Here is a 20,959-nt window from a genome sequence, read left to right as displayed (position 1 = left end):
GACCAATACTGTGCCATAATTCACGTCTGCGCTAAGCAAGCCCGGGTGGTGAAATTGGTAGACGCAGGGGACTCAAAATCCCCCACCGAAAGGTGTGCCGGTTCGATTCCGGCCCCGGGCACCAATACAAAAAGCCGTTAAGTTCCAAAGACTTAACGGCTTTTTCTATTGCCTGTTTGCTTTGTGTTTTTCCCTCCCACGTTCGTGGTTAATTCGCGCCCCGTTCGTGAAAAAAGCGCTTTGCATTCGCACTCTGCACAAAATGGACACCCAGCACTGGGTCATAGTCGATTGATATACTGTACATATGAACAGTATTCGTCTGTTGGGCGGCATGCCCGTCCAACTCACCTCATCCCCAGTTGCACTGCCGCTGGCGGATTGCAGCGTGCGTGCAGGGTTCCCGTCTCCAGCTGAGGACTTCTCAGGCAAGCGGCTAGACATTGCCACGCTTCTGGTCGAACACCCCCAAGCCACGTTTCTGCTGCGCGTGGCAGGACCATCTATGCGCGAGTACGGCATCGATGACGGGGACATGATCGTCGTTGACCGAGCGCTGCGCGCTCGCCATGGCAGCATCGTCGTGGCCGTTATTGATAACGAATTCACCGTCAAGGCCCTGCACAACGCAGGCGGTGTGTTCAAGCTCAGGGCTGGCAACCCCACTTATCCCGACATCGTTCCCAAAGAAAACCAGGAGCTGGAGATCTGGGGTGTGGTCACCTCCTGCATCAAGCGCTTCCGGAATTGAAATCATGCACATCCCTGCACGCCGACGGCCCGAGTTCGATGAGGCACGCATCTACGAGTACCCCGAACACCTGCGTTCGTCGCTGCAGGGGATGCCCGCCGGACCAGGTGTCTACATTTTTCATGCGGCCGAGGGCGAACTGCCTCTGTACATCGGCAAGAGCATCAACCTGCGCGCTCGACTGCTCTCGCACTTTCGCACCGAAGATGAGGCCCGCATGCTCCGCCAGACGGTGCGCATCAGCTATATCCGCACGGCAGGAGAAATCGGGGCACTGCTGCTAGAGGCACAGCTCATCAAGCAACAGCAGCCTCTGTTCAATCAAAAGCTGCGTCGCAACAGGCAGTTGTGCGCACTGCGGTTGTCGGGAGATGTGCCCGAGGTCATTTATTCCCGCGATATCGACTTTGCCAGCTCGCCAGATATTTTTGGCTTGTACAGCAGCCGCCACTCCGCACTGGAAGCCCTGCGCGACCTGGCCGACATTCACAAGCTTTGCTATGGCGCCCTGGGCCTGGAAAAACTGGCCAAAGGCCGCGCCTGCTTTCGCAACATGGTTCACAAGTGCGCTGGCGTTTGCCATGGTGCTGAATCCTCAGAGGAGCATCGCGCCCGCTTGAGAGGTGCGCTTGAAGGCCTGCGCGTGGTGACCTGGCCCTATGCCGGTGCCGTGGGTATTGAAGAAAAGTGGCAGGACATGCGGCAGATCCATGTCATCAACAACTGGTGCTACCTGGGCAGCGCCACGACACTGCCAGCTGCGCGCAAGCTCAACACCGTGGCCGCAGGCTTTGATGCCGATGGCTACAAGATCCTGTGTCGCCCTATTCTCGGCGGCAGCGCCAAGATCATCCCCTTGTAGGGGGAGACCATGTTTGCGCTCATCGATGGCAACAACTTCTAATGATGCGTTCCATATAGTTTTTTTGAGCTGCGAGCGCGTTTTCAGGCCCAGCCTCAAGCGTGTTCCCGTTGTCGTGCTATCAAACAATGATGGCTGCGCAGTGGCCCGCAGTGACGAAGCCAAGGCACTGGGCATCAAGATGGGCGCTCCCTACTTTCAGATCAGGCATCTGCACGATGAAGCCGGGCTGGTCGCCCTGAGTGCCAACTTCCCCCTGTACGGCGACATGAGCGAGCGCATGATGAGTCTCGCCTCGGCCTTGGGCCCGCAGCTGGAGGAATACAGCATTGACGAATGCTTTATCGACCTGCAAGGCGTGCCCGAAGTCACGCGCCGCACCTGGGTCATTCGGGAGCGCATCTTGCGCGGCATTGGCATACCTACTTGCATTGGCATACCCGCATCGTCCAGCGCCGTGAGCTGGTAGATACGCTCTGCCCCAATCTGCTGGTGCTGCACGATGGTCGGCCAGTCACCTACCGAATGATTTCCCGCCGCTGGGAAGATGCCCGCGACGCAGCGGCCTACCGCGCCGAAGTCACCGGCGATGAAGAGCTGGGTAAACGCATCCGCGCCATGTACCTGCGCGATATGCGCAGCTTCGCGGCCAACCTGGCTGAAGACATTGAAGAGGCATCAAAGCTGCTGGACCACAGCAGTGTAGGCGTGACGCGCAAGCATTACCGGACGCGGGCCACTCGGTTAAAAGCGGTGCGCTGAGCCAGTAAGAACGCCCCGCACCTGATCAATAGAACTTGCTGTTGCTCTCAATCCGGGCTCTTTCCGTCTCGGGGAACTTCCCTTCGGCAAGTAGCTGTTCACAGGCCATTCGCCCATCATCCAGAGCACCGGCATACCAGGCAGCGCTGGCCAGCTCATCCAAAGCCCTCCACTCGTACACAGACGAATCGACAAACAGCAGATCCTCTGTTTTCTTGATACGAGAAGCACGCAGGGCATAAAGATGAGCAAGTACTGTATCCCCCTGCAGCCTTAGATACCTGGACAGCTCATAAAGAGGCTCCGCCCGACTAGGCCGCATTGCATAAGCACGCAAATATGCCTGCTGAACATCAAGGCTTGAGCGATGGAGCTTTTCCTTCATCACTGCAACCTGAAAAGCCGCATACCAAGTTTCTTCGGCCCAGCCCTGAAGGCCGACTCGCTTTTCGTATTGAGTCAGGCTCTCAGACAATAGACCCGCATCCCGGTAGCTTTGAGCAAGATAGAAGGTGTACCTGGGATGGCCCGGCTGTTTAGTCAATGCCTTTTTGAGCACCTCAATGTCTTTGAGGTAAGTGGAGGGATCTCTGGCTCTGGCACCATCTCTGCTGACATGAATTTCTGGCCCAGGAAGCAACTGCCATTCGTGAGGTTCTGGGCAAGTCAAGTACTCGTGAATCACACCCTCCCACGCCCAATTCCGGCGAGTCGAAATCAAGCTATTTCGGGAGTACTGTGTGGTGTTCAGAATGCATTTGAAGAGGTAGCCATCTGCATCGAGATTCGGCCATCGAAATCCATCAGGCAAATGCAACTGCTCATCGGCATCGATGAACAACACATAGTCCGCCTTCTGCCGCGCGAAAGCCAAGGCCTCATTTCGATTGTGCGCAAAGTCAACCCAGGGCCGCTCGTATAGCGTGCCAGGAATCCCGGCCATCGCCTCCTGCACAAGCTGCTGAGTCCCATCGGTAGAGCCGGTATCCACGATGACCCACTGATCAATCCATGGTCTAACAGATTCGAGGCAGCGCTTTATTACAGGAGCTTCGTTCTTCACGATCATGCTCAAACTGATGCATCTATGTAACATGCTGAAAAAAATAATTAGATTTAGAAGCAATAAAAGCAGAATTTCTCGCCTACCCGTGGAGTTCTACTTATGCATACTCGTGTCAATCCGCTTCTTGCCAGTTTACTGGTTGGTCTCACAATTTCTTTGTCAGCCTGTGGTGGCGGAGGTGGAGATGATGGAGGTCAGGCCAGCGTGGCCCCTGCATCTGGCTTTGTACTCCTCGGTGCGAAGACTGCGCCTGCCAGCACTGTCGGTAAAGATGGCGATTTTTACTTGGACAGTTCAACAGGCAAGCTCTATGGCCCCAAAGCTAACGGGGCGTGGCCGACTGACTCGTTGACATTGGTTGGCCCTGCTGGCCCTGCTGGTGTAGAAGGACCGGTCGGGGCAGAAGGCCAGCCTGGATACGCCCCAGGTGCAGTTCTGATTACCGGCGTGCGCGCACCCGCAAATACTGTGGGCCGCGACGGCGACTTCTACGTCGATATCAGCACTTATTCTCTGTACGGCCCCAAGTCCGGAAATGTTTGGGGGTCGACTATTGGCAATTTGCAAGGTGCTACGGGCGCAACTGGAGCCACCGGTGCAACGGGATCTAACGGTGCGGCAGGACCCACTGGCGCAACCGGTGCTTCAGGAGCCACTGGTGCAGCAGGCCCCACGGGAGCCACAGGTGTTGACGGCGCCAATGGTGCAACTGGCCCCACTGGCGCAGCAGGCCCCACGGGAGCCGCAGGCGTTGGCGGCGCTACTGGTGCAACTGGTACAACCGGCCCCGCTGGTGCAACCGGGGCAACGGGATCCACTGGCGCAGCAGGCCCAACTGGCGCCAACGGCGTTGGCGGCGCTACTGGTGCAACTGGTACAACCGGCCCTGCTGGTGCAACCGGTGCAACGGGATCCACTGGCGCAGCAGGCCCAACTGGCGCCAACGGCGTTGGCGGCGCTACTGGTGCAACTGGTACAACCGGCCCTGCTGGTGCAACCGGTGCAACGGGATCCACTGGCGCAGCAGGCCCAACTGGCGCCACAGGCGTTGGCGGTGCCACTGGTGCAACAGGCCTGACGGGCACAACTGGAACAACAGGCGCAACGGGTTCTACTGGTGCAGCTGGCCCAACAGGCGCAACTGGAGGGACGGGAGCAACAGGCGCCCAAGGACCTCAAGGAAACACAGGGGCAACCGGAGCAACGGGCGCCGAAGGCCCTCAAGGCCCAGGGGGTGCGACTGGTGGTACGGGTGCAACTGGCTCCGCTGGCCCAACTGGTGCAACGGGATCCACTGGTGCAACAGGTCCCACTGGCGCTACAGGGAACAATGGAGCAACGGGTGCTACAGGCGCAACAGGAGCCACTGGCCCAAGTAGTACTGTGGCCTATTCGTTTACGGTCTTGGATAACGCGAACTTTGATGCTTTATTACCGAGATACTTACTGCAGGGAGGCGGAACCTCGACTACTGCAGAAACAGGAGTAGTCGTACCTAACGCTTGTACATCCGTCAAACTCGTCGTGTCACTAGGCGGAACACTGCAAAACCTCACAAGCGATTACACGGTTTCAGCATTGCATTACGATCCGACCACTGGAACAGCCCCCCCGGCCAAGAAATTTCATCCTGTACCGTTAGCAAAACTGGACAAAAGATATGCAGCAGTACCGTGCCAACAAATATCGGGGAAGGTCACTTACTTCAATTGCAGATCAAGAATTTCACCCAAAGATTCAACGAATGGGACGGTGTGCTTTTTGCAAGTATCAGTTGCAATTAAGCAAAAAAACCTGCATGTCTAGCGACTCACAACTGAGGCCAACAGAGGAGCTTGCCCTGAAAGAAATCGTTTTCCAGTAAAACGAGAACAGACAAAAACTGTTGGCGCAAAGAGTGTTTTCGTGTCGATAGCCCGTGATCCTCTTTGCGCCCAAAAACGAGCTACAATCCACGTCCCTCAAGGGTATGCGGTCAGACTCAAAATCCCCCACCGAAAGGTGTGCCGGTTCGATTCCGGCACCAGATACCCAAGCCGAGAAAGTGAATTCACTTCTCGGCTTTTCTATTGTCTGACTCCAAAGAAAACGGCGAATCGGGTACATCGCCCCATCCCTTTATCCAAGTCTTCCCGCTGCCGGGCTTAGGCAGGATCTGCCTTATCTGCTCACTTTTCAGAGATGGTGCAGCAACTGTGAATAACTTTTTGCAATCAGGCCCTTTCGAGCACATAGGAATGTGCCGTTTTTTGCTTCAAAGCCGCACTTCTGCGCCTCTAAGGCCAACAAGCCATTCACCCAAGAAAAGCCGCGTAGGCGTGCGATTGCACAGCGTCCTCCTCTGAAAAATTTCTCTGTAGGGTCAAAGCGAGCGTATTTTCGAAACTAGCGGCTGCTGTCAATCAGAGCAACCCTGTTTCCGTTTCAGCCACGAAAAAAGCGCCGATTTTCACGGCGCTTTTTTCCACAGATCCTGTTGATAATTCCGTGGATATCCAGTGGAATTCCATCGATACAGGCATCCTCTCCCTTGTATTGACGTCCTTGCCGGTTGGTTGCCTTCAAATCAGGCAGATGCCCAATAAAGGGTTAACCCCTAATCTTTCAGAGGGTGCGCCGGATCAGCAGGCGGCCGGTATCGGTGATGTGCCAATGCTTTTCTTCGTCCTGCACGACAAAGCCACGCTCCAGCAGGCGCCTGGACAGGTATTCCTTGACGGCCGCTCCGAGCGATACATCTTCACCCAGCTCCAGCTTTTTGAGCGTTTCCAATTCATCGACCGTAGGTTCATACACAGGTGCACGATAGACTGCTGTTTGCATGGTGATTTCTCCTAAGCTCGTCTGAGTAGACTGGTCGCTCCGGCCCCGAAGCGCCTGAAACCCAAGATAAACCTCTCATTTGCCACGCGCAATAGCTGATTGACGGCTTTACCTAAATTCACCAAGCCCTCAAACACCACTCAGCCCCACCACCCAGCGCCAGTCCGCCACTCTTATTTCAGGAGCTAGCTACCCACATGTTGTATGCGATTGCTGTTCTTTTCGCCTTTCAGTTGCTGGGCGAGTTTCTGGCGCGCATCAGCGGCCTGCCACTGCCCGGAGCACTCGTTGGGACTTTGCTGCTACTGGTTGGACTGCTGTTTTACAAACGCCTGCCCAAGCCGCTGGAAGACACCGCGCAGGTGCTGCTGCAGAACATGATGCTGCTTTTTATCCCCGTCATCGCGGGCGTGATGCTGGAGTTCGGCCACTTGCGCCGCGAATGGCTGCCGTTTGTACTGGCCTGCGTGCTAGGTGCTGCGATCACGTTTACGGCCACCGCCCTCACTTTCCGCTTTTTTCTGCAGCGCCAGCGCACTCTTCAGAGCAGCAATGAAGACAACGATGAACGCACTGCAGAGCAGGAGCAGGCCGCATGAGCACGCCTTTGCTTGATCGCCTGCACACCACCTGGCTGAGCCTTGCCCAAGGCTCGCCCCTGCCTTGGCTGGTGTTGACGCTGATCGTCTACCTTGCGGCAATGGCGATCTACAAAAAAAGCGGCAACCGGCCCACGCTGATTCCCGTGTTTACCGGTGTGGTGGTCATCGTCGGCATTCTGATGGTGACGGGCACGCCGTATGAGACTTATCGCAGCGGCGTATCGCTCCTGGGGCTGATGATTGGCCCGGCCACGGTGGCACTGGCGATTCCGCTCTACGCCCAGCGTGAACGCATTAAGGAACTGTGGCTACCCATCAGCGTGGCACTATTTGTGGGTTGCCTGGTGGCCCTGTTTTCTGCACTGGGCATTGCCTGGTTGTTTGGCGGCTCTGAAGCAACGCTGATTGCCGTGGCACCCAAATCAGCCACCATCCCCATCGCCCTGCCCATGGCAGAGCGTTTTGGCGGCAAGCCTTCTCTGGCGGCTGTGGCCGTGGCTATCACCGGTATCAGCGGCACCATGATGGCACCACTGCTGTGCCGCTTTCTGCGCCTCAAAGACCCGGCCGTTGAAGGCTTTGCCATTGGTCTGACCGCCCACGCCATTGGCACGGCGCGAGCCATTCAGCTCAATCCTACGGCGGGCGCGTTCTCGGCGCTGGCCATGGGGCTGAACGGTGTCGCTACGGCGGTGCTGATGCCGCTAGTTCTGGCTATCACCCCTTGGATTTAAAAAGATAGCTGCTTGCGCTTTATCTATAAGCGCAGCAGCAGTTTTGGCTAAGTTTTTTGATCGCCGCGCCGGTAGGCCCAGACGGCGCCCAGAATCAGCACCATGCCCAGCCACTGTGCGGGTTGGGGCTTGGCGCCGAACCACAGCAAATCCACCAGCAAGGCCATGACGGGGTAGATATAAGACAGGCCTGCAATGGCCTGCGCCTTGAGCCGCTGGAACGCCGTGTACATCAGCGTATACATCCAGGCCGTGTGCACCAGCCCCAGTACCAGCACGGCAGCCAACGCCTTGGGGCTGAAGACAACATCGGCACGCAACTCCCACACAAACGGCAGCAAAGCCAAAGCCCCGACTCCCATTTGCAGCATGGCAATCTGCGCTGGGGCGATGCGCTTGAGACGCTGGGTGTTCAACGTGGCCACGGCATACAGGCTGGCGGCCAGCAGAGCCAGGCCAATCCCTTGCCACGATGCCTGATGAGCACCATCAGCTCCCAGCAAGCCGCTGCTGAGCAGCACGCCAACCAGCGCCAACAGGAGCCACGGCATGCGCCGCAGCGGCAAAACCTCGCCCTGCAACAAGGCTGCCAGCAGCAGCAATAAAAACGGCTGCACGTGATAGACCACCGTGGCAATTGCAATGCCGCTGTAGCGATAAGCGCAAAACAGGCACAGCCAGTTGACGATCAGCGCCAGCCCGCCCAGCAGCAACCACCTCAACTCACTGCGCGTCGGCGTTCGCCACTGGCGTGAAACCGCCACCCACGCCGCCAGCCCCAGTCCACCCAGAATGCAGCGCAGCCAGACCACCCACAGTGCGGGTAGCTCGCTTTCAACCACCAGCAGGCCAATCGTGCCGGACAAGGCCATGGCCAGCACCATGCGCCAGGTGCCGCCGCCGGGCGTAGCGGTGGCTAAGGACGGATGAGGCACTTCAGGCACAGCGCCCGGGGATGAGGAAGAAGCATTGAGAGTCATGCTTTGATCTTTATTCATTGAATCTGATTCATCAATGCGTACCAATTCCACTTACTATTGTTTTTAAATCAACATTAGCCAAGGGATTGATCCATGAGCAAAGAGCCCCGACTGGTTCCCGAAATGCTGGTTTTTGCCAAGGTGGTAGAGCTGCGCAGCTTTGCCGCCGCCGCAAGGCAGCTGGAGCTGACCACCTCGGCCGTCAGCCGCAGCGTGGGCAGGTTGGAGGCGCACTGGGGCGTGCAGTTGCTGCACCGCACTACCCGGTCGCTGTCGCTCACGGAGCTAGGCGCCGAGGTCTACGCCGCCTGCAGCCAACTGAGTCAGACCGCCAGCGACATCCACGCCATTGCCGGCCACTACAGCGGCGTGCCGCGCGGCACGGTGAGACTGACTGCGCCCACGGTGTTTGGTGAAATCTGGCTGACTGCCCAGCTACCCGCTCTACGACGCCAGTGGCCTGAACTGGAGATTGCCATCAGCCTTAGCGATCAGATGCAAGACCTGGCCCAACAGGGGCTGGACCTGGCCATCCGACTGACCCGCGCCCACCAGCTTGCACCCAATATGGTGGCCCGCGAGCTGTGTACGGTGCGCTATATCGCCGTGGCCTCACCCGCCTATCTGCAAGGCCTGCGCAAGCAACCCGATCACCCTGCGGATCTAGCCCCATCGCAGGGCGTGGAATGCATCACGCTGGGGTATGGCGAATTTCAAAAGCAGCTGCAATGGGTACGCGGCCCTGGCGCGGCCACAAAACCCGCAGCCACCGATGCGGTGGAAGTCGCCATTCACACCCCCATCTATATTGGCAGCAGCACCGGCATCATTCATCTGGCGCTGCAGCACCAGGGCATTGGCCTGGTCGCCGACTTTGCCGCCCGCGCCGCGCTACAAAGCGGTGCACTGGTTCAAGTACTGCCCCAATGGAGCCTTACCGGCAACTACGCTCCCCGCACCGCCTATGCCGTCTATGCACCATCACGCCATCTACCTCTCAAGGTCAGGGCGCTTATTGATCACCTGATCGAGGCAGGAAAGCACACTTAGAGTCGCTAGCACCAGCCTTGATACGTCGTTATTTCGCCTTGTCGTACGCTTGTACTGCCTGCGGCTTCATGCCTCGTCTCAACCGCAAATCTGCGATTTGCTGGGTGGTGCTAGCGCTTCTTAAGCACTCACAACGAGTTCTCCCCGTCAAACCTCTACAAGCTTGTGGACAAAGCACACGGGGTAGCTGGATAAGCGACTCAAGCCATTGTTATCAAATGACTTCTTCATGGCTGCTTAATTTTTAAGCAAACCACTCCATACAGGTCTGCCAGCCCTCAAACTACGCAATTCATAGCAACCAGCGCACTCTAGACATGGGCTGGCGGGCAGTTCTCCCCACAGAATCACTACAAGCTTGTGGACAAACCCCGCCAAGACCTTTGATAAGCAAGCTAAGTCCTTGTCATAAAACAACAAAGCAAGAGCTGATTATTTTTTAATCAAAAACACCTCTGAGGCAATGCTCCAGCTGCACAGAGAAGGCAAAACACCAGAGAACGCCTTGAATACACCCACAGTGCGCAACCACTGACCACCCAGAATTACGGCAAAAACTCCGCAATTCATAGCAGCTAGCGCGCTATGGACTTGGGCTTGAGGCGAGTTCTCCCCAAAAAATCGCTACAAGCTTGTGGACAAACTCCAGCAAGCTGCTGAACAAGCCAGCTAACTCTTTGTCATACAACAAAAAAGAGGATGCTGCTTATTTTTTAAGCAACCCTCTCTTCAGACTGAATTTCAGGCAGAAAAGCGCTTAACGCAGCGGCTTGGGCCAGTCGGCCAGCTGATAAGCACTGTCCCAGAACATCCACTCCAGCCTTGCAGCATCACGATAAGCCGCGTGCATGGCGGCGCGGGTGGATTCCGTGGCATCTTCCGCCAGGCGATCCACCGTGGCGCAGACACCGCGTACGGCAGCGTGGAATTCTTTGCTGGCATAGGTATCGACCCAAGCCTGATACGGGTTGTCAGATGCCGAGCGCGCATGAATGTCGCGCCCCACTTCGGCGTAAATCCAGAAGCATGGCAGCAGTGCGGCCACGGCCACGGGATATGGCGCGCTCCAGGCGGTAGAGACCAGAAAGCTGGTGTAGTGGTGGCAGGCAGGCGTGAGCGGCGTGGCAGCGAACTGCTCAGCGCTGACACCAAAGTCACGCATAAAGCCGCCATGCAGGGCACGCTCCACCACCACGGCTTCATTGGCGGCATTGGCAAACTGCACCACGCCTTCGGCGTTGTCGGACTTGGCAGCCGTCACGGCCAGCGCACGGCCGTAGGCCACCAGATAGTGCGCATCCTGAATCATGTAATGGCGAAAGCGCTCCATGCTGAGCGTGCCTGCCGCCAGTTCCTTGTTAAAGGGCAAGTCCAGCGTGCTCTGGTACAAGGCTTGATTGGCGCTCCACAGGCTTTGACTAAACGACATAAACACCTTCTCTGAACCTCCTTTTCAAGGAGGCATGGTTTTCCAAAGGCCCAGGTCTGAACAGGGCCGCTCAACAGCAAACGCCAACCCAACAGCTGGCATTTGCGCTTGTCATGCGGGTGGGCAGCGGCGGCGCTTGATGGGCCTGCCTGCAAGCTATTAATAGGAGGTCACGGCTCGAGCAGCTTGCTGTTTTGGCAGCCCGCACTTTTGCACTCGCGTACACGGCCTTGCAAAAAGTCCACGCGGGCAATGGTGGTCTCGGTGGCGCAGCGCAGGTTTACATAAAAGCCGGTGTCATCCCTTTTGGAGCACTGATTGTTGCGCTGCTTCATCCAGGCCAGTTGGCCTTGCTTGAGCGCAGACTTGCCCGGTGCATCGAGCTTGGAGGCCAGTTCGGAATAGCGCTGGTTCAACTCCTTGTCGGCTTCCGAGTACACCTTGTTGAGGCAGTACAGGCCATCAAAATCATTGACTGGCTTGTCGCAATTGGAGTTGGCAAATACAGCCAACGGTGCAATCAATGCCAACGCGGCAAAAATTTTCTTCATCCGGGTACTCCTTGGGTTGGGCTTCCATGAAACATGGCCGAGCCTAGTTTGCCGCAACTTACAGGCCCCTACGCAGCATTCACTTTCAACCCAAACCCGGCAAGCACCCCGCTCAGGTGCGCACTTCCTTGGCCCTGCCCTGCAACCATTGACTGAACGCCCTCATAGCCGGGGTTTGCTGGGCATCGGCCGCCAGCTCAGGCGTGACCAGATAGTAAGCACGGTTGCCGCGCAGCGGCTGGGGGCAGGCAATGATGAGGTCGCCACGGGCAATTTCCTGTTCGATGAGCATGGGCGGGATGAGTGCCACGCCCAGCCCTTCACGGGCGGCCACGGCCAGCATGGAAAAAAGCTCCAGCCGCATGCCATCCAGCGCCCTCGGTGCATCGACGTTCATGGCTTCAAACCATTGCCGCCAGCCGTGGGCTCGCGTGCTTTGCTGCAGCAATGGCATTTTGGCAATCATCTCGGCCCCCACGGGCAGCCAGGCACGACCCGGGTCACGCTGCTGGGCCGTGGCCAGCAGTTGCGGGCTGCACACGGGCACAACCTCTTCATCCATCAGCCACTGCGCCTGCACGCCGGGCCAGCGCGACACCTGCTCGGGCGTGCCGGCAAATAAAGCGGCATCGAAGACGGTGTCGGCAAACAGAAACGGGCGGGTCTGCACATCGATGTGCACGGTAATGTCCGGGTGCTCTCTGGCCAGCTGCGGCAGACGTGGCAACAGCCAGCGCGTGGCGAACGTGGGCACGGCCGCCAGATTGATGGGGCCGCCCTCGCCCTGATGACTCATCAGATCCAAGGTGTCGCGTTCCAGCCCCTGCAGCCAGCGGCTGACCTGCGTGGCGTAGTGCTGGCCGGCATCGGTCAGCAGCACGCCGTGGCGGGTGCGCTTGAACAGGGCCACGCCCACAAACTCTTCCAGCGCAATGATCTGGCGCGAGACAGCGCTTTGCGTCAGCGACAACTCCTGTGCCGCCTTGGTATAGCTGATATGGCGGGCCGCCGATTCAAAGCAGGTCAGCGCCTGGGTGGAGGGAAGAACTCTTCGCATAGGTTTTATGCTTTCAGCGCATCAATAAAAATCAAAACAAAGTAGAAACCCTGACGAATGATTTTATACATGCAATTTACTCATCAATTGATGATTATTCATCGTTTGCCTCGCCCTGTTTCACAAACCTAATATGTATGCAAGCACTCAGGCGACGGCCTGCAAACCAACACTTTGTATTCAGGAGATGAACATGGCACATGGCTACCAGTGGGACGATTGCCTCCAGCTCGATCAACAGCTGACAGAAGACGAACGCATGATCCGCGACGCGGCACGCGACTACTGCCAGGACAAGCTCAAGCCCCGCGTGCAAGCCATGTTCCGCAATGAGTCGGTCGATCTATCCATCTTCCGCGAGATGGGCGAGCTGGGCCTGCTGGGCCCCACCATCCCCACCCAGTACGGCGGCGCCGGCCTGAACTATGTGAGCTACGGCTTGGTGGCCCGCGAAATTGAACGCGTGGACTCCGGCTATCGCTCAATGGCTTCCGTCCAGTCCTCGCTGGTGATGGTTCCCATCAACGAATTCGGCACCGAAGCGCAGAAGATGAAGTACCTGCCCAAGCTGGCATCGGGCGAGTTCATCGGCTGCTTTGGCCTGACCGAACCCGACCACGGCTCCGACCCCGGCAGCATGTCCACCCGCGCCTACAAGGTTGACGGTGGCTACAAGCTCAAGGGCAACAAGATGTGGATCACCAACAGCCCCGTGGCGGATGTGTTTGTGGTCTGGGCCAAGGAAGTGGCCGAAGACGGCACCGTGGGCCAGATCCGCGGCTTCATTCTGGACAAGGGAATGAAGGGCCTGTCCGCCCCCGCCATCCATGGCAAGGTGGGTCTGCGTGCCTCCGTCACCGGCGAAATCGTGATGGAAGACGTGTTCTGCCCTGAAGAAAACGCCTTCCCCGATGTGCGCGGCCTGAAGGGCCCGTTCACCTGCCTGAACAGCGCCCGCTTCGGCATTGCCTGGGGCGCTCTGGGTGCGGCGGAAGACTGCTGGCACACCGCCCGCCAGTACACGCTGGACCGCAAGCAGTTTGGCCGCCCTCTGGCCGCCAACCAGCTGATTCAGAAAAAGCTGGCCGACATGCAGACCGAAATCACGCTGGGCCTGCAAGCCGTGCTGCGCGTGGGCCGCATGAAGGACGAGCACCAGAACGTGATCGAGATCACGTCCCTGGTCAAGCGCAACAACTGCGGCAAGTCGCTGGACATTGCCCGCATGGCCCGCGACATGCTGGGCGGCAACGGCATCTCCGACGAGTTCGGCGTGGCCCGCCATCTGGTGAACCTGGAAGTGGTCAACACCTACGAAGGCACGCACGATGTGCATGCGCTGATTCTGGGTCGCGCCCAGACCGGCATCGCAGCGTTTGCGAACTGATAGCTCCCCCTGAGCCGCTTTGCGGCTTCCCCCTCTCTCTTCGGGAGGGGGACGGCAGCTTCGCCGCGAGGCGGCTCTTGCTTGCTGCCCTCACCTCGGGGCAATGACAAAGATTGCCGCCACCAGCACTTTCTGCTCACTATCTATTAATGAGCTGGTACCGCTTGATTTGTCTGGGTTTTGAATGCTTTCAGCCCAGAGCCCAGACAAATAAAGCGCAAGCAGCTATTTATTTCATTGTTTCGCTTGATCGGGCTACTCGGCATGAACACAACCTCCTCCACCCCCACCGGCGCACTGGCGGGCATCAAGGTGCTCGATCTGTCGCGCGTGCTGGCAGGACCCTGGGCCACACAGATGCTGGCCGACCTGGGTGCCGATGTGGTCAAGGTTGAGCGCCCTGTGGCGGGCGACGATACGCGACACTGGGGCCCTCCCTTCCTCAAGGACGATGCGGGCAACGACACGCGCGAGGCCAGTTACTTCACGGCCTGCAACCGCAACAAACGCTCAATCACCGTAGACATGGGCCACCCTGAAGGCCGCGCCCTGCTGCTGCGCATGGCGCAGGAGGCCGATGTGGTGGTGGAGAACTTCAAGACCGGCGGTCTCAAGCAATACGGGCTGGACTATGCCAGCCTGAAGGCACTGAACCCGCGCCTGGTCTACTGCTCCATCACCGGCTTTGGCCAGGACGGCCCTTATGCCGAGCGCGCCGGTTACGACCTGATGGTGCAGGCCATGACCGGTCTGATGAGCATTACCGGCCATGCCGATGGCGAGCCCGGCGGCGGCCCGCTGAAGGTGGGCGTGGCGGTCATCGACGTGTTCACCGGCCTGTATGCCAGCAACGCAATTCTGGCAGCGCTCAATGCGCGCCACGCTACGGGCGAAGGCCAGTACATCGACATGGCGCTGCTGGATGTGGGCATGGCCGTGCTGGCCAATCAGGCCGCCGGCTTTCTGAGTACCGGCCAGGTGCCGGGCCGCGCCGGCAATATTCACCCCAGCCTCGCGCCCTATCAGGACTTTCCAACGCTGGACGGCAATGTGCTCTTGGCCATTGGCAACGACGGGCAGTTCGCCCGCTTCTGCACCGCCATCGAGCATGCCGACTGGGCACAGGACGAGCGCTTTGCCACCAACACCGCCCGCGTGCAAAACCGCACTGAGCTGCTGGCGCTGATGAAGCCCGTGATGCTGACACGCAGCACCACAGACTGGATTGCACTGCTGGAAGACAAGGCCGTGCCCTGCGGCCCCATCAACACCATTGCCGAAGCGTTTGAAGATCCACAGGTCAAAGCGCGCGGCATTCAGCAAAGCTTGCCGCGCAATGCAGGCGACGGCATTGGCCACATTGCCACCGTTGCCAGCCCCATGCGCCTGTCGGCCACACCGGTTACCTACCGCCTCGCACCACCCGCCCTGGGCCAGCACACTGATGAGGTGCTGCGTGAGTTCGGGCTGGATGAGCAAACCATCGCTGATCTGCATGCACAAAACGTGGTTTAAGCCATGGCTTGAAAGCCTGCCGATCTGAACGATCCACCCAGCAAAAAACAGAGGGCAAAAGCCCCAAAAAACTGCAGCCAGCTTTCAAAAGAAGCGCACTGCACATCACACTTCCAAGGAGACAGATATGTTCAAAATCACCGCCACCGTTCTGGCGACCCTCGCGCTCTGCGGCGCAGCACAGGCTCAAGGTGCCTACCCCAACAAACCAATCCGCCTGCTGGTGCCTTTTGCGGCTGGCGGCACGACGGACCTGATTGCCCGCGTCATCGCAGAACCTCTGAGCCGTGAGCTGGGCCAGTCCGTTGTGGTGGAAAACAAGGGCGGCGGCGGCGGCACCATTGGCGCAGCTGAAACGGCACGCGCCAAGCCCGATGGCTACAACCTGGGCATTGCCACCGTGTCCACCACAGCCACCAACCCGGCCATCAACCCCAAGATCACCTACAACGTCGCCACCGATTTCACGCCTATCGTGAACATCGCAGCCACGCCCAACATCATTGCCGCCAACCCCAAGTTTGCAGGCAAGGATTACAAGAGCTTCCTGGCTGAGGTCAAGAGCAACCCCGGCAAGTACTCTTACGCATCGCCCGGTCAAGGCTCTATCACCCATCTGATGATGGAAATGTTCAAGCTGGAAACCAAGACCGACATAGCCCACGTGCCCTACCGTGGATCAGGCCCTGCGCTGAACGACGCGGTTGCCGGCCAGGTGCCGCTGATTTTTGACAACCTGCCATCCACCCTGCCCTTCGTCAAGGAAAAGCGCCTGACGGCCCTCGTCGTCGCCGCTCCCCAGCGTCTGGCTGCACTGCCTGATGTGCCCACCTTCAAGGAAATGGGTCTGCCCCAGGTCAACCGCATGGCGTACTACGGCATCGTTGGCCCCAAGAACCTGCCCAAGGAAGTGGTGGACAAGATCAACGCCGCCGTGCGCAAGGCCGTGCAAGATCCTGCGGTGAAAAAGCGCATTGAAGAAAGCGGCTCTATCATCATGGCCGACACGCCTGACGCCTTTGCCAAGCAAATGGCCGAAGAGCTGGTCGTCTACAAGAACGTGGTGCAAAAGCAGAACCTGAAGATGGAAGACTAAGCGTCTTCATCCCAAAAAAAGTCCTCGCAGGTGTGAATGCCTGCGAGGACTTTTTTCTTTGTACCGCTCATGCACAAGCAAGGTGCTGGTGCATGAAACTGGTGCAGCTTAGAAACGATGGCGAATACCCACCACCGCGCTGGTGCCGGATTTGTTGGGAATGTCCATGCTCACGCGGTCATACATGGCCACGGCGTAGACATCGGTGCGCTTGGACAAGAAATGGTCATAGCCCAGGCTGACGGTGGTTCTTGTGCCGCTGACACTGCCCACTTCTGACTTGGTGCGTGCAGCAGCAGCCTTGATGGTGCCTGCCGTGCCGCTAACGGGTACATCCAGACCCAGCGAGTACGTGGTGTTTTCACGGTTCTGCGCATTGATCTTGGCCTGACCGTAGGTGGCATAGAGCTTGGCCACGCTGAAGTCATAGCTGCCGCCGACCATCCAGTTGCTCTTGGTCGGCATTACGGCCAGAGAGACCGGATTGCTGATCTGCGCACGCTCGTAAAAAGCGGTCAGACTCAGCGGGCCGCCGAAGTACATCAGGTTCAGGCCCACATTCTTCTTGCCCTTGTTGCCGCTGCTGGTCTGCTCACCGAACTGGTAATGCACATTGGCCTTGAGACCGCCAAAGCTGGGTGTGGTGTACAGAACCTGATTGCTCCAGCCCGTGTTGGATGCCGTGGTCAGGCTGTCATTGCCCCATGCCGCTGTCGTCATATTGGCATGCAGAACCAGAGGGGAGAGCGTGAAGGAGTCGCCAAACGGGTTGGTCAGCACAGTGGGCAGAAAGTTCGGTGCCAGACCACGGCCCAGGCTCACACGACCGAAGCTGCCAGCCAGACCCACATTGGCATCGCGCGAGAAAAAGGGGTCGGCATCAAAGCGGCCGGGAGTGCCCGTATCAGCACGGAAAAAGCTGGTGATATTGAAGTCGGCCTTGAGCCCGCCGCCCAGATCTTCCACACCCTTCACGCCCCACCACGAGGTGGTCAGACCACCGGAGCCGACCGAAGCCACGCGCTCCTGCCCGGCCATCTTCATGGAACCCACGTAGGTATCGACAGTACCGGTGAGCTGCACCGAGCTTTGAGCCTGGGCCGACAGACTGGCTGCTGCCAAGGCAATAGTGGTAAAGGTTGCGGCAAATGCTTTCATGGATGGTTTCCTCTCTTAAAAATTTGAGACAAACCACCCATGCAAAAGTCAGGCCAGTTTTGTATACAAAGCTAAGACTTGCGTCGGAAGCTGTCGGCCAGCTTCAGCATCATGAACAACCACAGCGCACCACCCGCGCCAATCAACAGGCCGCCCGCCAACCCGATATACCCCATGCCCCATTGCTGGCTGACAATGCTGCCCAGCAGCGCGCCACCACCAATGCCGATGTTGAAAATGCCCGAGAACATGGACATGGCCACATCCGTCGCATCAGGGGCCAGGTTCAGCACCTTGGACTGCATGGTCAGCGCAAAGCAGATCATGGCAATGCCCCAGATAGAGCTTTGCAGGTACAGGCTCCACTCATGTGCGCTGCTCGTTGCCAGCAGCAGCAGGCTCAACGCCAGCACGACAATGGCCGCCAGCAAAAAGCCACGCGGGAAGCGCAGGCCCAGCCAGCTAAACAGCACACTGCCCACAATGCCCATGCCGCCGTACAGCAACAACACGGCCGTGGTCACATCTGCGGCGTGACCGGCAATGTTCTGCACAAAGGGCTCGATATAGCTATAAGCCGTGAACTGGCCGGCAATCACCAGCACCAGCAGCACATAAATGCCTACCAGCGCCGGGCGCTTGAACAGCATGGGCACGCTTTTGAGCGAACCGGCGTTCTCGCTGGGCAGCAGCGGCAGCAACTTGCCCAGCGTCACCATCACCACGGCAGCCACGCCGCCAATGGCCAGAAACGTCATGCGCCAGCCCAGCCATTCACCCACAATGCGACCCAGAGGAATGCCCAGCACCATGGCCATCGATGTGCCTGTGGCCAGCAGGCTCAGCGCCAGCGCCTTGCGACCGGGGGGGGCCACACGCACGGCCAGTGAGGCAGTGATGGCCCAGAAGATGGCATGTGACAGCGCAATGCCGATGCGGCTAATGACCAGCGAGGCATAGCTCCACGCCACACCCGACAGCAGATGGCTGACCACAAACACCGCAAACACGCCCATGAGCAGCTTGCGCCGCTCGACATTGCGCGTCAGCAGCATGAAGGGCAGCGACGCCAGCGCCACCACCCACGCGTAGATGGTCAGCATCAGCCCCACTTGCTCGACACGCAGGTCAAAGCTGGCACCAATGCTGCTGAGCAGGCCCACAGGCACAAACTCGCTGGTGTTAAAAACAAAAGCGCCCAGCGCCAGAGCAATCACGCTGAGCCAGGCCTGGGTCGGGGTTCGGGTTGAGGTTGATGCCAAAGCAATGGGGTCTGTAGAAGGTTCTGTCATGCCAAAAAGCGTGCCGGCGCCTGCGCCGCAAAACCCAGAATTGTGCGCGTGCACCAAGACAGTACGCAGACAGCAGGACCTTTCCCCGGCAAACGCCGGGGTTGGATACGCTAGTCAGCTACTCAATACGCCACGGTAAAGCGGGCTCGGATATGCTCGTTCTTGTCCAGAGCATCCACCAAAGCCACGGCCAGGTCCTGCACCGAGATATCGCCGGGCTGGCCATCGGCCTGCATCAGGGGCTCATCCTTGCCAGTGCGGTACTGGCCGGTGCGGCCCTTGGGCTGAGCAGCAGAGCCACCGTGAAAGCCAACGGCAGGGCTCAGCAGCGTCCAGTCCAGATCGGTTTCTTTCTCCAACTCCGTCAACATGTCGCGCGCTGCCGATGCACCGGGCTTGATGAAGGCCGGGAAGTCGGGCGAATCCACCAGTTGCTGGCCATTCACATACAGGCTGCCCGCGCCGCCCACCACCAGATAGCGCTTGATGCCTGCGGCCTTCACACCCTGAACAATGGCGCGCGAACCTTTCATGAAGTCGTCGTAGATATTGGGGTTGGTCCAGCCCGCGTTGTAGGCACTGAGTACGGCATCGCAGCCCGCCACAGCGCGCTGAACCTCGTCGGCGTTCAGTACATCGGCCTGAACGACCTGCACATGTTCACGAGTGGCAAACGCCTCGGGCTTGCGCGCCAGTACTAACACCTCGTGACCACGGTGCAGCAGCTCTTCCAGCACGCCTGCACCCACAAAACCCGTAGCGCCAATCAATGCAACTTTCATTTTTCAACTCCTTGTGTGTTCAACAGGACTGAAGATTAATCGGCATTAATCCGCAGAAAAACCACCTTCAGCCACCATGACCCTGAAGCACAGCTTCAAAATAGAGGCATGGACGATTTCAAACGTATGGCGATTTTTGCGACCGTGGTCGAGCGCAACAGCATGAGCGCAGCTGCGCGCCAGCTCGATATGTCGCCCTCGGCCGTCAGCCAACACATTCGCCAACTGGAGCAGGATGCGGGCGTAACGCTGCTACATCGATCGACCCGGCAGCTAACGCTGACCGACGCCGGCCAGCGCTTTTACGCCCAGTGCGCCGCCATGTGTGAAGCCGCCAGTCGCGCGCGGGCCGAACTGGCTGCCGAGCTGCAATTGCCCAGTGGCGAGCTGCGCTTGGCCGCCCCCGCTGGCTTTACCCAGCATGCCGCGCCTGCGCTGGGCCAATGGCTAGCCGCACACCCCTCACTGCGACTGCGCCTGCTGATGGATGACACGCCGATTGATCTGATTCAGGCCCGGGTGGACTTGGCACTGCGCTTTGGCAATCTGCAAGACTCCAACTGGGTAGCCCGCCACCTGGGCCGCAGCGCCACCGTGCTCTGCGCATCACCCCAATGGCTACAAGAGCACAGCAGCACACCACAACACCCCGCAGAGCTGGCGCAGTTGCCCTGGCTGGAGCTAAGCCGCAATGAGGAAGTGCAGACCGACTTTCTGTTGCACCACCACAGCACTGGGCAGGAGTACCGGCTGCAGGTGCTTCCGAAGATGGTCAGCAACCACAGAAGCGCTGTTCAGCAGTTTTGCGAAGCCGGTCTGGGCATCGCCCTGCTCTCTGCCCATGACGTGGCTGCCAGCCTGAAAAACGGCACGCTGGTGCGCCTGCTGCCCGACTGGGACATGGGCATACTGGACATCTGGGCCGTCACCGCCAGCCGCGACACGCTGCCCGCCAAAGTACGTGAAGCCATTAACGTGCTGCGCCAATACTTTGCCCAGCTTGATGGGGTGCAGAGCACGGCGGCTCTGACATAAAACTATCAATTCCATAGCTGTATGCGC

At 58.7% G+C, this 20,959-nt stretch carries 20 protein-coding genes, 1 tRNA gene and 1 pseudogene; 13 read left to right on the top strand and 9 right to left on the bottom strand.

Annotated elements, in window-relative coordinates; genetic code table 11:
* Positions 1 to 39 precede the first annotated feature (39 nt).
* The 5 genes and pseudogenes from CLU84_RS04325 (at position 40) to CLU84_RS04305 (ending at position 2,375) form a co-directional block, all read left to right on the top strand.
* A tRNA-Leu gene (locus CLU84_RS04325) sits at positions 40 to 124 on the top strand.
* A gap of 210 nt (positions 125 to 334) precedes the next feature.
* Positions 335 to 751: a translesion error-prone DNA polymerase V autoproteolytic subunit gene (locus CLU84_RS04320; RefSeq protein ID WP_199173753.1), complete on the top strand. Its 417-nt coding sequence runs from the start codon at positions 335 to 337 to the stop codon at positions 749 to 751.
* Positions 752 to 755: 4 nt separating this feature from the next.
* Complete coding sequence (gene cho, locus CLU84_RS04315; protein WP_099736096.1) at positions 756 to 1,613, top strand: excinuclease Cho; 858 nt, start codon at positions 756 to 758, stop codon at positions 1,611 to 1,613.
* A gap of 9 nt (positions 1,614 to 1,622) precedes the next feature.
* Positions 1,623 to 2,052: pseudogene (locus CLU84_RS04310) on the top strand (DNA polymerase V subunit UmuC); the annotation flags it as partial.
* A complete protein-coding gene (locus tag CLU84_RS04305) occupies positions 2,040 to 2,375 on the top strand; it encodes a hypothetical protein (RefSeq protein WP_099736095.1) in 336 nt (111 codons plus the stop codon). The pseudogene CLU84_RS04310 and the gene CLU84_RS04305, both read left to right, overlap by 13 nt.
* A 25-nt stretch (positions 2,376 to 2,400) precedes the next feature.
* On the opposite strand, the gene CLU84_RS04300 is transcribed toward CLU84_RS04305, so the two are convergent.
* Positions 2,401 to 3,444 (bottom strand): glycosyltransferase, encoded by a 1,044-nt coding sequence (locus CLU84_RS04300; RefSeq protein ID WP_233209923.1) that lies wholly within the window; start codon positions 3,442 to 3,444, stop codon positions 2,401 to 2,403.
* Positions 3,445 to 4,036: 592 nt separating this feature from the next.
* Here CLU84_RS04300 and CLU84_RS22595 point away from each other — a divergent pair.
* Entirely contained in the window at positions 4,037 to 4,519 is a 483-nt protein-coding gene (locus tag CLU84_RS22595) for a hypothetical protein (RefSeq protein ID WP_304441936.1), read from the top strand.
* A 1,526-nt stretch (positions 4,520 to 6,045) separates the two neighbouring features.
* On the opposite strand, the gene CLU84_RS04290 is transcribed toward CLU84_RS22595, so the two are convergent.
* Positions 6,046 to 6,264: a hypothetical protein gene (locus tag CLU84_RS04290; RefSeq protein WP_099736092.1), complete on the bottom strand. Its 219-nt coding sequence runs from the start codon at positions 6,262 to 6,264 to the stop codon at positions 6,046 to 6,048.
* Positions 6,265 to 6,461: 197 nt separating this feature from the next.
* Between CLU84_RS04290 and CLU84_RS04285 the strand changes: the two genes are divergently transcribed.
* Positions 6,462 to 6,863, top strand: a complete 402-nt coding sequence (locus CLU84_RS04285; RefSeq protein WP_099736091.1) for a CidA/LrgA family protein — start codon at positions 6,462 to 6,464, stop codon at positions 6,861 to 6,863.
* Entirely contained in the window at positions 6,860 to 7,600 is a 741-nt protein-coding gene (locus tag CLU84_RS04280; protein WP_099736090.1) for an LrgB family protein, read from the top strand. Before CLU84_RS04285 ends, CLU84_RS04280 begins: the two co-directional genes overlap by 4 nt.
* A 47-nt stretch (positions 7,601 to 7,647) precedes the next feature.
* On the opposite strand, the gene CLU84_RS04275 is transcribed toward CLU84_RS04280, so the two are convergent.
* Positions 7,648 to 8,598: a DMT family transporter gene (locus tag CLU84_RS04275; RefSeq protein ID WP_233209922.1), complete on the bottom strand. Its 951-nt coding sequence runs from the start codon at positions 8,596 to 8,598 to the stop codon at positions 7,648 to 7,650.
* Between the two features lie 75 nt (positions 8,599 to 8,673).
* Here CLU84_RS04275 and CLU84_RS04270 point away from each other — a divergent pair, with 75 nt between their 5' ends.
* Complete coding sequence (locus CLU84_RS04270) at positions 8,674 to 9,630, top strand: LysR family transcriptional regulator (protein ID WP_099736089.1); 957 nt, start codon at positions 8,674 to 8,676, stop codon at positions 9,628 to 9,630.
* Between the two features lie 757 nt (positions 9,631 to 10,387).
* On the opposite strand, the gene tenA is transcribed toward CLU84_RS04270, so the two are convergent.
* From tenA to CLU84_RS04255, 3 genes are all read right to left on the bottom strand, one after another.
* On the bottom strand, positions 10,388 to 11,059 hold the full coding sequence (gene tenA / locus CLU84_RS04265; protein ID WP_099736088.1) for a thiaminase II: 672 nt from the start codon (positions 11,057 to 11,059) through the stop codon (positions 10,388 to 10,390).
* A 170-nt stretch (positions 11,060 to 11,229) separates the two neighbouring features.
* Positions 11,230 to 11,610, bottom strand: a complete 381-nt coding sequence (locus CLU84_RS04260; protein ID WP_099736087.1) for a lysozyme inhibitor LprI family protein — start codon at positions 11,608 to 11,610, stop codon at positions 11,230 to 11,232.
* A 112-nt stretch (positions 11,611 to 11,722) separates the two neighbouring features.
* Complete coding sequence (locus CLU84_RS04255; protein WP_099736086.1) at positions 11,723 to 12,667, bottom strand: LysR substrate-binding domain-containing protein; 945 nt, start codon at positions 12,665 to 12,667, stop codon at positions 11,723 to 11,725.
* 193 nt (positions 12,668 to 12,860) lie between these two features.
* Between CLU84_RS04255 and CLU84_RS04250 the strand changes: the two genes are divergently transcribed.
* The 3 genes from CLU84_RS04250 (at position 12,861) to CLU84_RS04240 (ending at position 16,665) form a co-directional block, all read left to right on the top strand.
* Positions 12,861 to 14,054 carry an acyl-CoA dehydrogenase gene (locus CLU84_RS04250; RefSeq protein WP_099737853.1) on the top strand — a complete coding sequence of 398 codons (1,194 nt, stop codon included), beginning with the start codon at positions 12,861 to 12,863 and terminating at the stop codon, positions 14,052 to 14,054.
* A 264-nt stretch (positions 14,055 to 14,318) separates the two neighbouring features.
* Positions 14,319 to 15,569 carry a CaiB/BaiF CoA-transferase family protein gene (locus tag CLU84_RS04245; RefSeq protein WP_099736085.1) on the top strand — a complete coding sequence of 417 codons (1,251 nt, stop codon included), beginning with the start codon at positions 14,319 to 14,321 and terminating at the stop codon, positions 15,567 to 15,569.
* A 127-nt stretch (positions 15,570 to 15,696) separates the two neighbouring features.
* Positions 15,697 to 16,665: a tripartite tricarboxylate transporter substrate binding protein BugE gene (locus CLU84_RS04240; protein WP_099736084.1), complete on the top strand. Its 969-nt coding sequence runs from the start codon at positions 15,697 to 15,699 to the stop codon at positions 16,663 to 16,665.
* A gap of 108 nt (positions 16,666 to 16,773) precedes the next feature.
* Here CLU84_RS04240 and CLU84_RS04235 read toward each other — a convergent pair whose 3' ends face one another.
* The 3 genes from CLU84_RS04235 to CLU84_RS04225 all read right to left on the bottom strand — a co-directional run bounded on the left by CLU84_RS04235 (position 16,774) and on the right by CLU84_RS04225 (position 19,897).
* Positions 16,774 to 17,823 (bottom strand): porin, encoded by a 1,050-nt coding sequence (locus CLU84_RS04235; protein ID WP_099736083.1) that lies wholly within the window; start codon positions 17,821 to 17,823, stop codon positions 16,774 to 16,776.
* 71 nt (positions 17,824 to 17,894) lie between these two features.
* On the bottom strand, positions 17,895 to 19,115 hold the full coding sequence (locus CLU84_RS04230) for a sugar transporter (RefSeq protein ID WP_099737852.1): 1,221 nt from the start codon (positions 19,113 to 19,115) through the stop codon (positions 17,895 to 17,897).
* A gap of 122 nt (positions 19,116 to 19,237) precedes the next feature.
* On the bottom strand, positions 19,238 to 19,897 hold the full coding sequence (locus CLU84_RS04225; RefSeq protein ID WP_099736082.1) for an NAD(P)-dependent oxidoreductase: 660 nt from the start codon (positions 19,895 to 19,897) through the stop codon (positions 19,238 to 19,240).
* Between the two features lie 108 nt (positions 19,898 to 20,005).
* On the opposite strand from CLU84_RS04225, the gene CLU84_RS04220 reads away from it, so the two are divergent.
* Entirely contained in the window at positions 20,006 to 20,932 is a 927-nt protein-coding gene (locus CLU84_RS04220; RefSeq protein ID WP_099736081.1) for a LysR family transcriptional regulator, read from the top strand.
* Positions 20,933 to 20,959 lie beyond the last annotated feature (27 nt).

Origin of the sequence: Comamonas sp. 26 (genome assembly GCF_002754475.1) — a bacterium.
Classification (GTDB): domain Bacteria; phylum Pseudomonadota; class Gammaproteobacteria; order Burkholderiales; family Burkholderiaceae_C; genus Comamonas.
This window is presented reverse-complemented; position numbering and strand designations above follow the sequence as displayed.

Coding starts and splice junctions, on each gene's coding strand:
- tenA (WP_099736088.1), bottom strand. CDS start 11,059: ATGTCGTTTAGTCAAAGCCTGTGGAGCGCCAATCAAGCCTTGTACCAG.
- CLU84_RS04280 (WP_099736090.1), top strand. CDS start 6,860: ATGAGCACGCCTTTGCTTGATCGCCTGCACACCACCTGGCTGAGCCTT.
- CLU84_RS04270 (WP_099736089.1), top strand. CDS start 8,674: ATGAGCAAAGAGCCCCGACTGGTTCCCGAAATGCTGGTTTTTGCCAAG.
- CLU84_RS04220 (WP_099736081.1), top strand. CDS start 20,006: ATGGACGATTTCAAACGTATGGCGATTTTTGCGACCGTGGTCGAGCGC.
- CLU84_RS04255 (WP_099736086.1), bottom strand. CDS start 12,667: ATGCGAAGAGTTCTTCCCTCCACCCAGGCGCTGACCTGCTTTGAATCG.
- CLU84_RS04235 (WP_099736083.1), bottom strand. CDS start 17,823: ATGAAAGCATTTGCCGCAACCTTTACCACTATTGCCTTGGCAGCAGCC.
- CLU84_RS04290 (WP_099736092.1), bottom strand. CDS start 6,264: ATGCAAACAGCAGTCTATCGTGCACCTGTGTATGAACCTACGGTCGAT.
- CLU84_RS04250 (WP_099737853.1), top strand. CDS start 12,861: ATGGCACATGGCTACCAGTGGGACGATTGCCTCCAGCTCGATCAACAG.
- CLU84_RS04240 (WP_099736084.1), top strand. CDS start 15,697: ATGTTCAAAATCACCGCCACCGTTCTGGCGACCCTCGCGCTCTGCGGC.
- CLU84_RS04230 (WP_099737852.1), bottom strand. CDS start 19,115: ATGACAGAACCTTCTACAGACCCCATTGCTTTGGCATCAACCTCAACC.
- CLU84_RS04300 (WP_233209923.1), bottom strand. CDS start 3,444: ATGATCGTGAAGAACGAAGCTCCTGTAATAAAGCGCTGCCTCGAATCT.
- CLU84_RS04285 (WP_099736091.1), top strand. CDS start 6,462: ATGTTGTATGCGATTGCTGTTCTTTTCGCCTTTCAGTTGCTGGGCGAG.
- CLU84_RS04225 (WP_099736082.1), bottom strand. CDS start 19,897: ATGAAAGTTGCATTGATTGGCGCTACGGGTTTTGTGGGTGCAGGCGTG.
- CLU84_RS04245 (WP_099736085.1), top strand. CDS start 14,319: ATGAACACAACCTCCTCCACCCCCACCGGCGCACTGGCGGGCATCAAG.
- CLU84_RS04260 (WP_099736087.1), bottom strand. CDS start 11,610: ATGAAGAAAATTTTTGCCGCGTTGGCATTGATTGCACCGTTGGCTGTA.
- cho (WP_099736096.1), top strand. CDS start 756: ATGCACATCCCTGCACGCCGACGGCCCGAGTTCGATGAGGCACGCATC.
- CLU84_RS04320 (WP_199173753.1), top strand. CDS start 335: ATGCCCGTCCAACTCACCTCATCCCCAGTTGCACTGCCGCTGGCGGAT.
- CLU84_RS04275 (WP_233209922.1), bottom strand. CDS start 8,598: ATGAATAAAGATCAAAGCATGACTCTCAATGCTTCTTCCTCATCCCCG.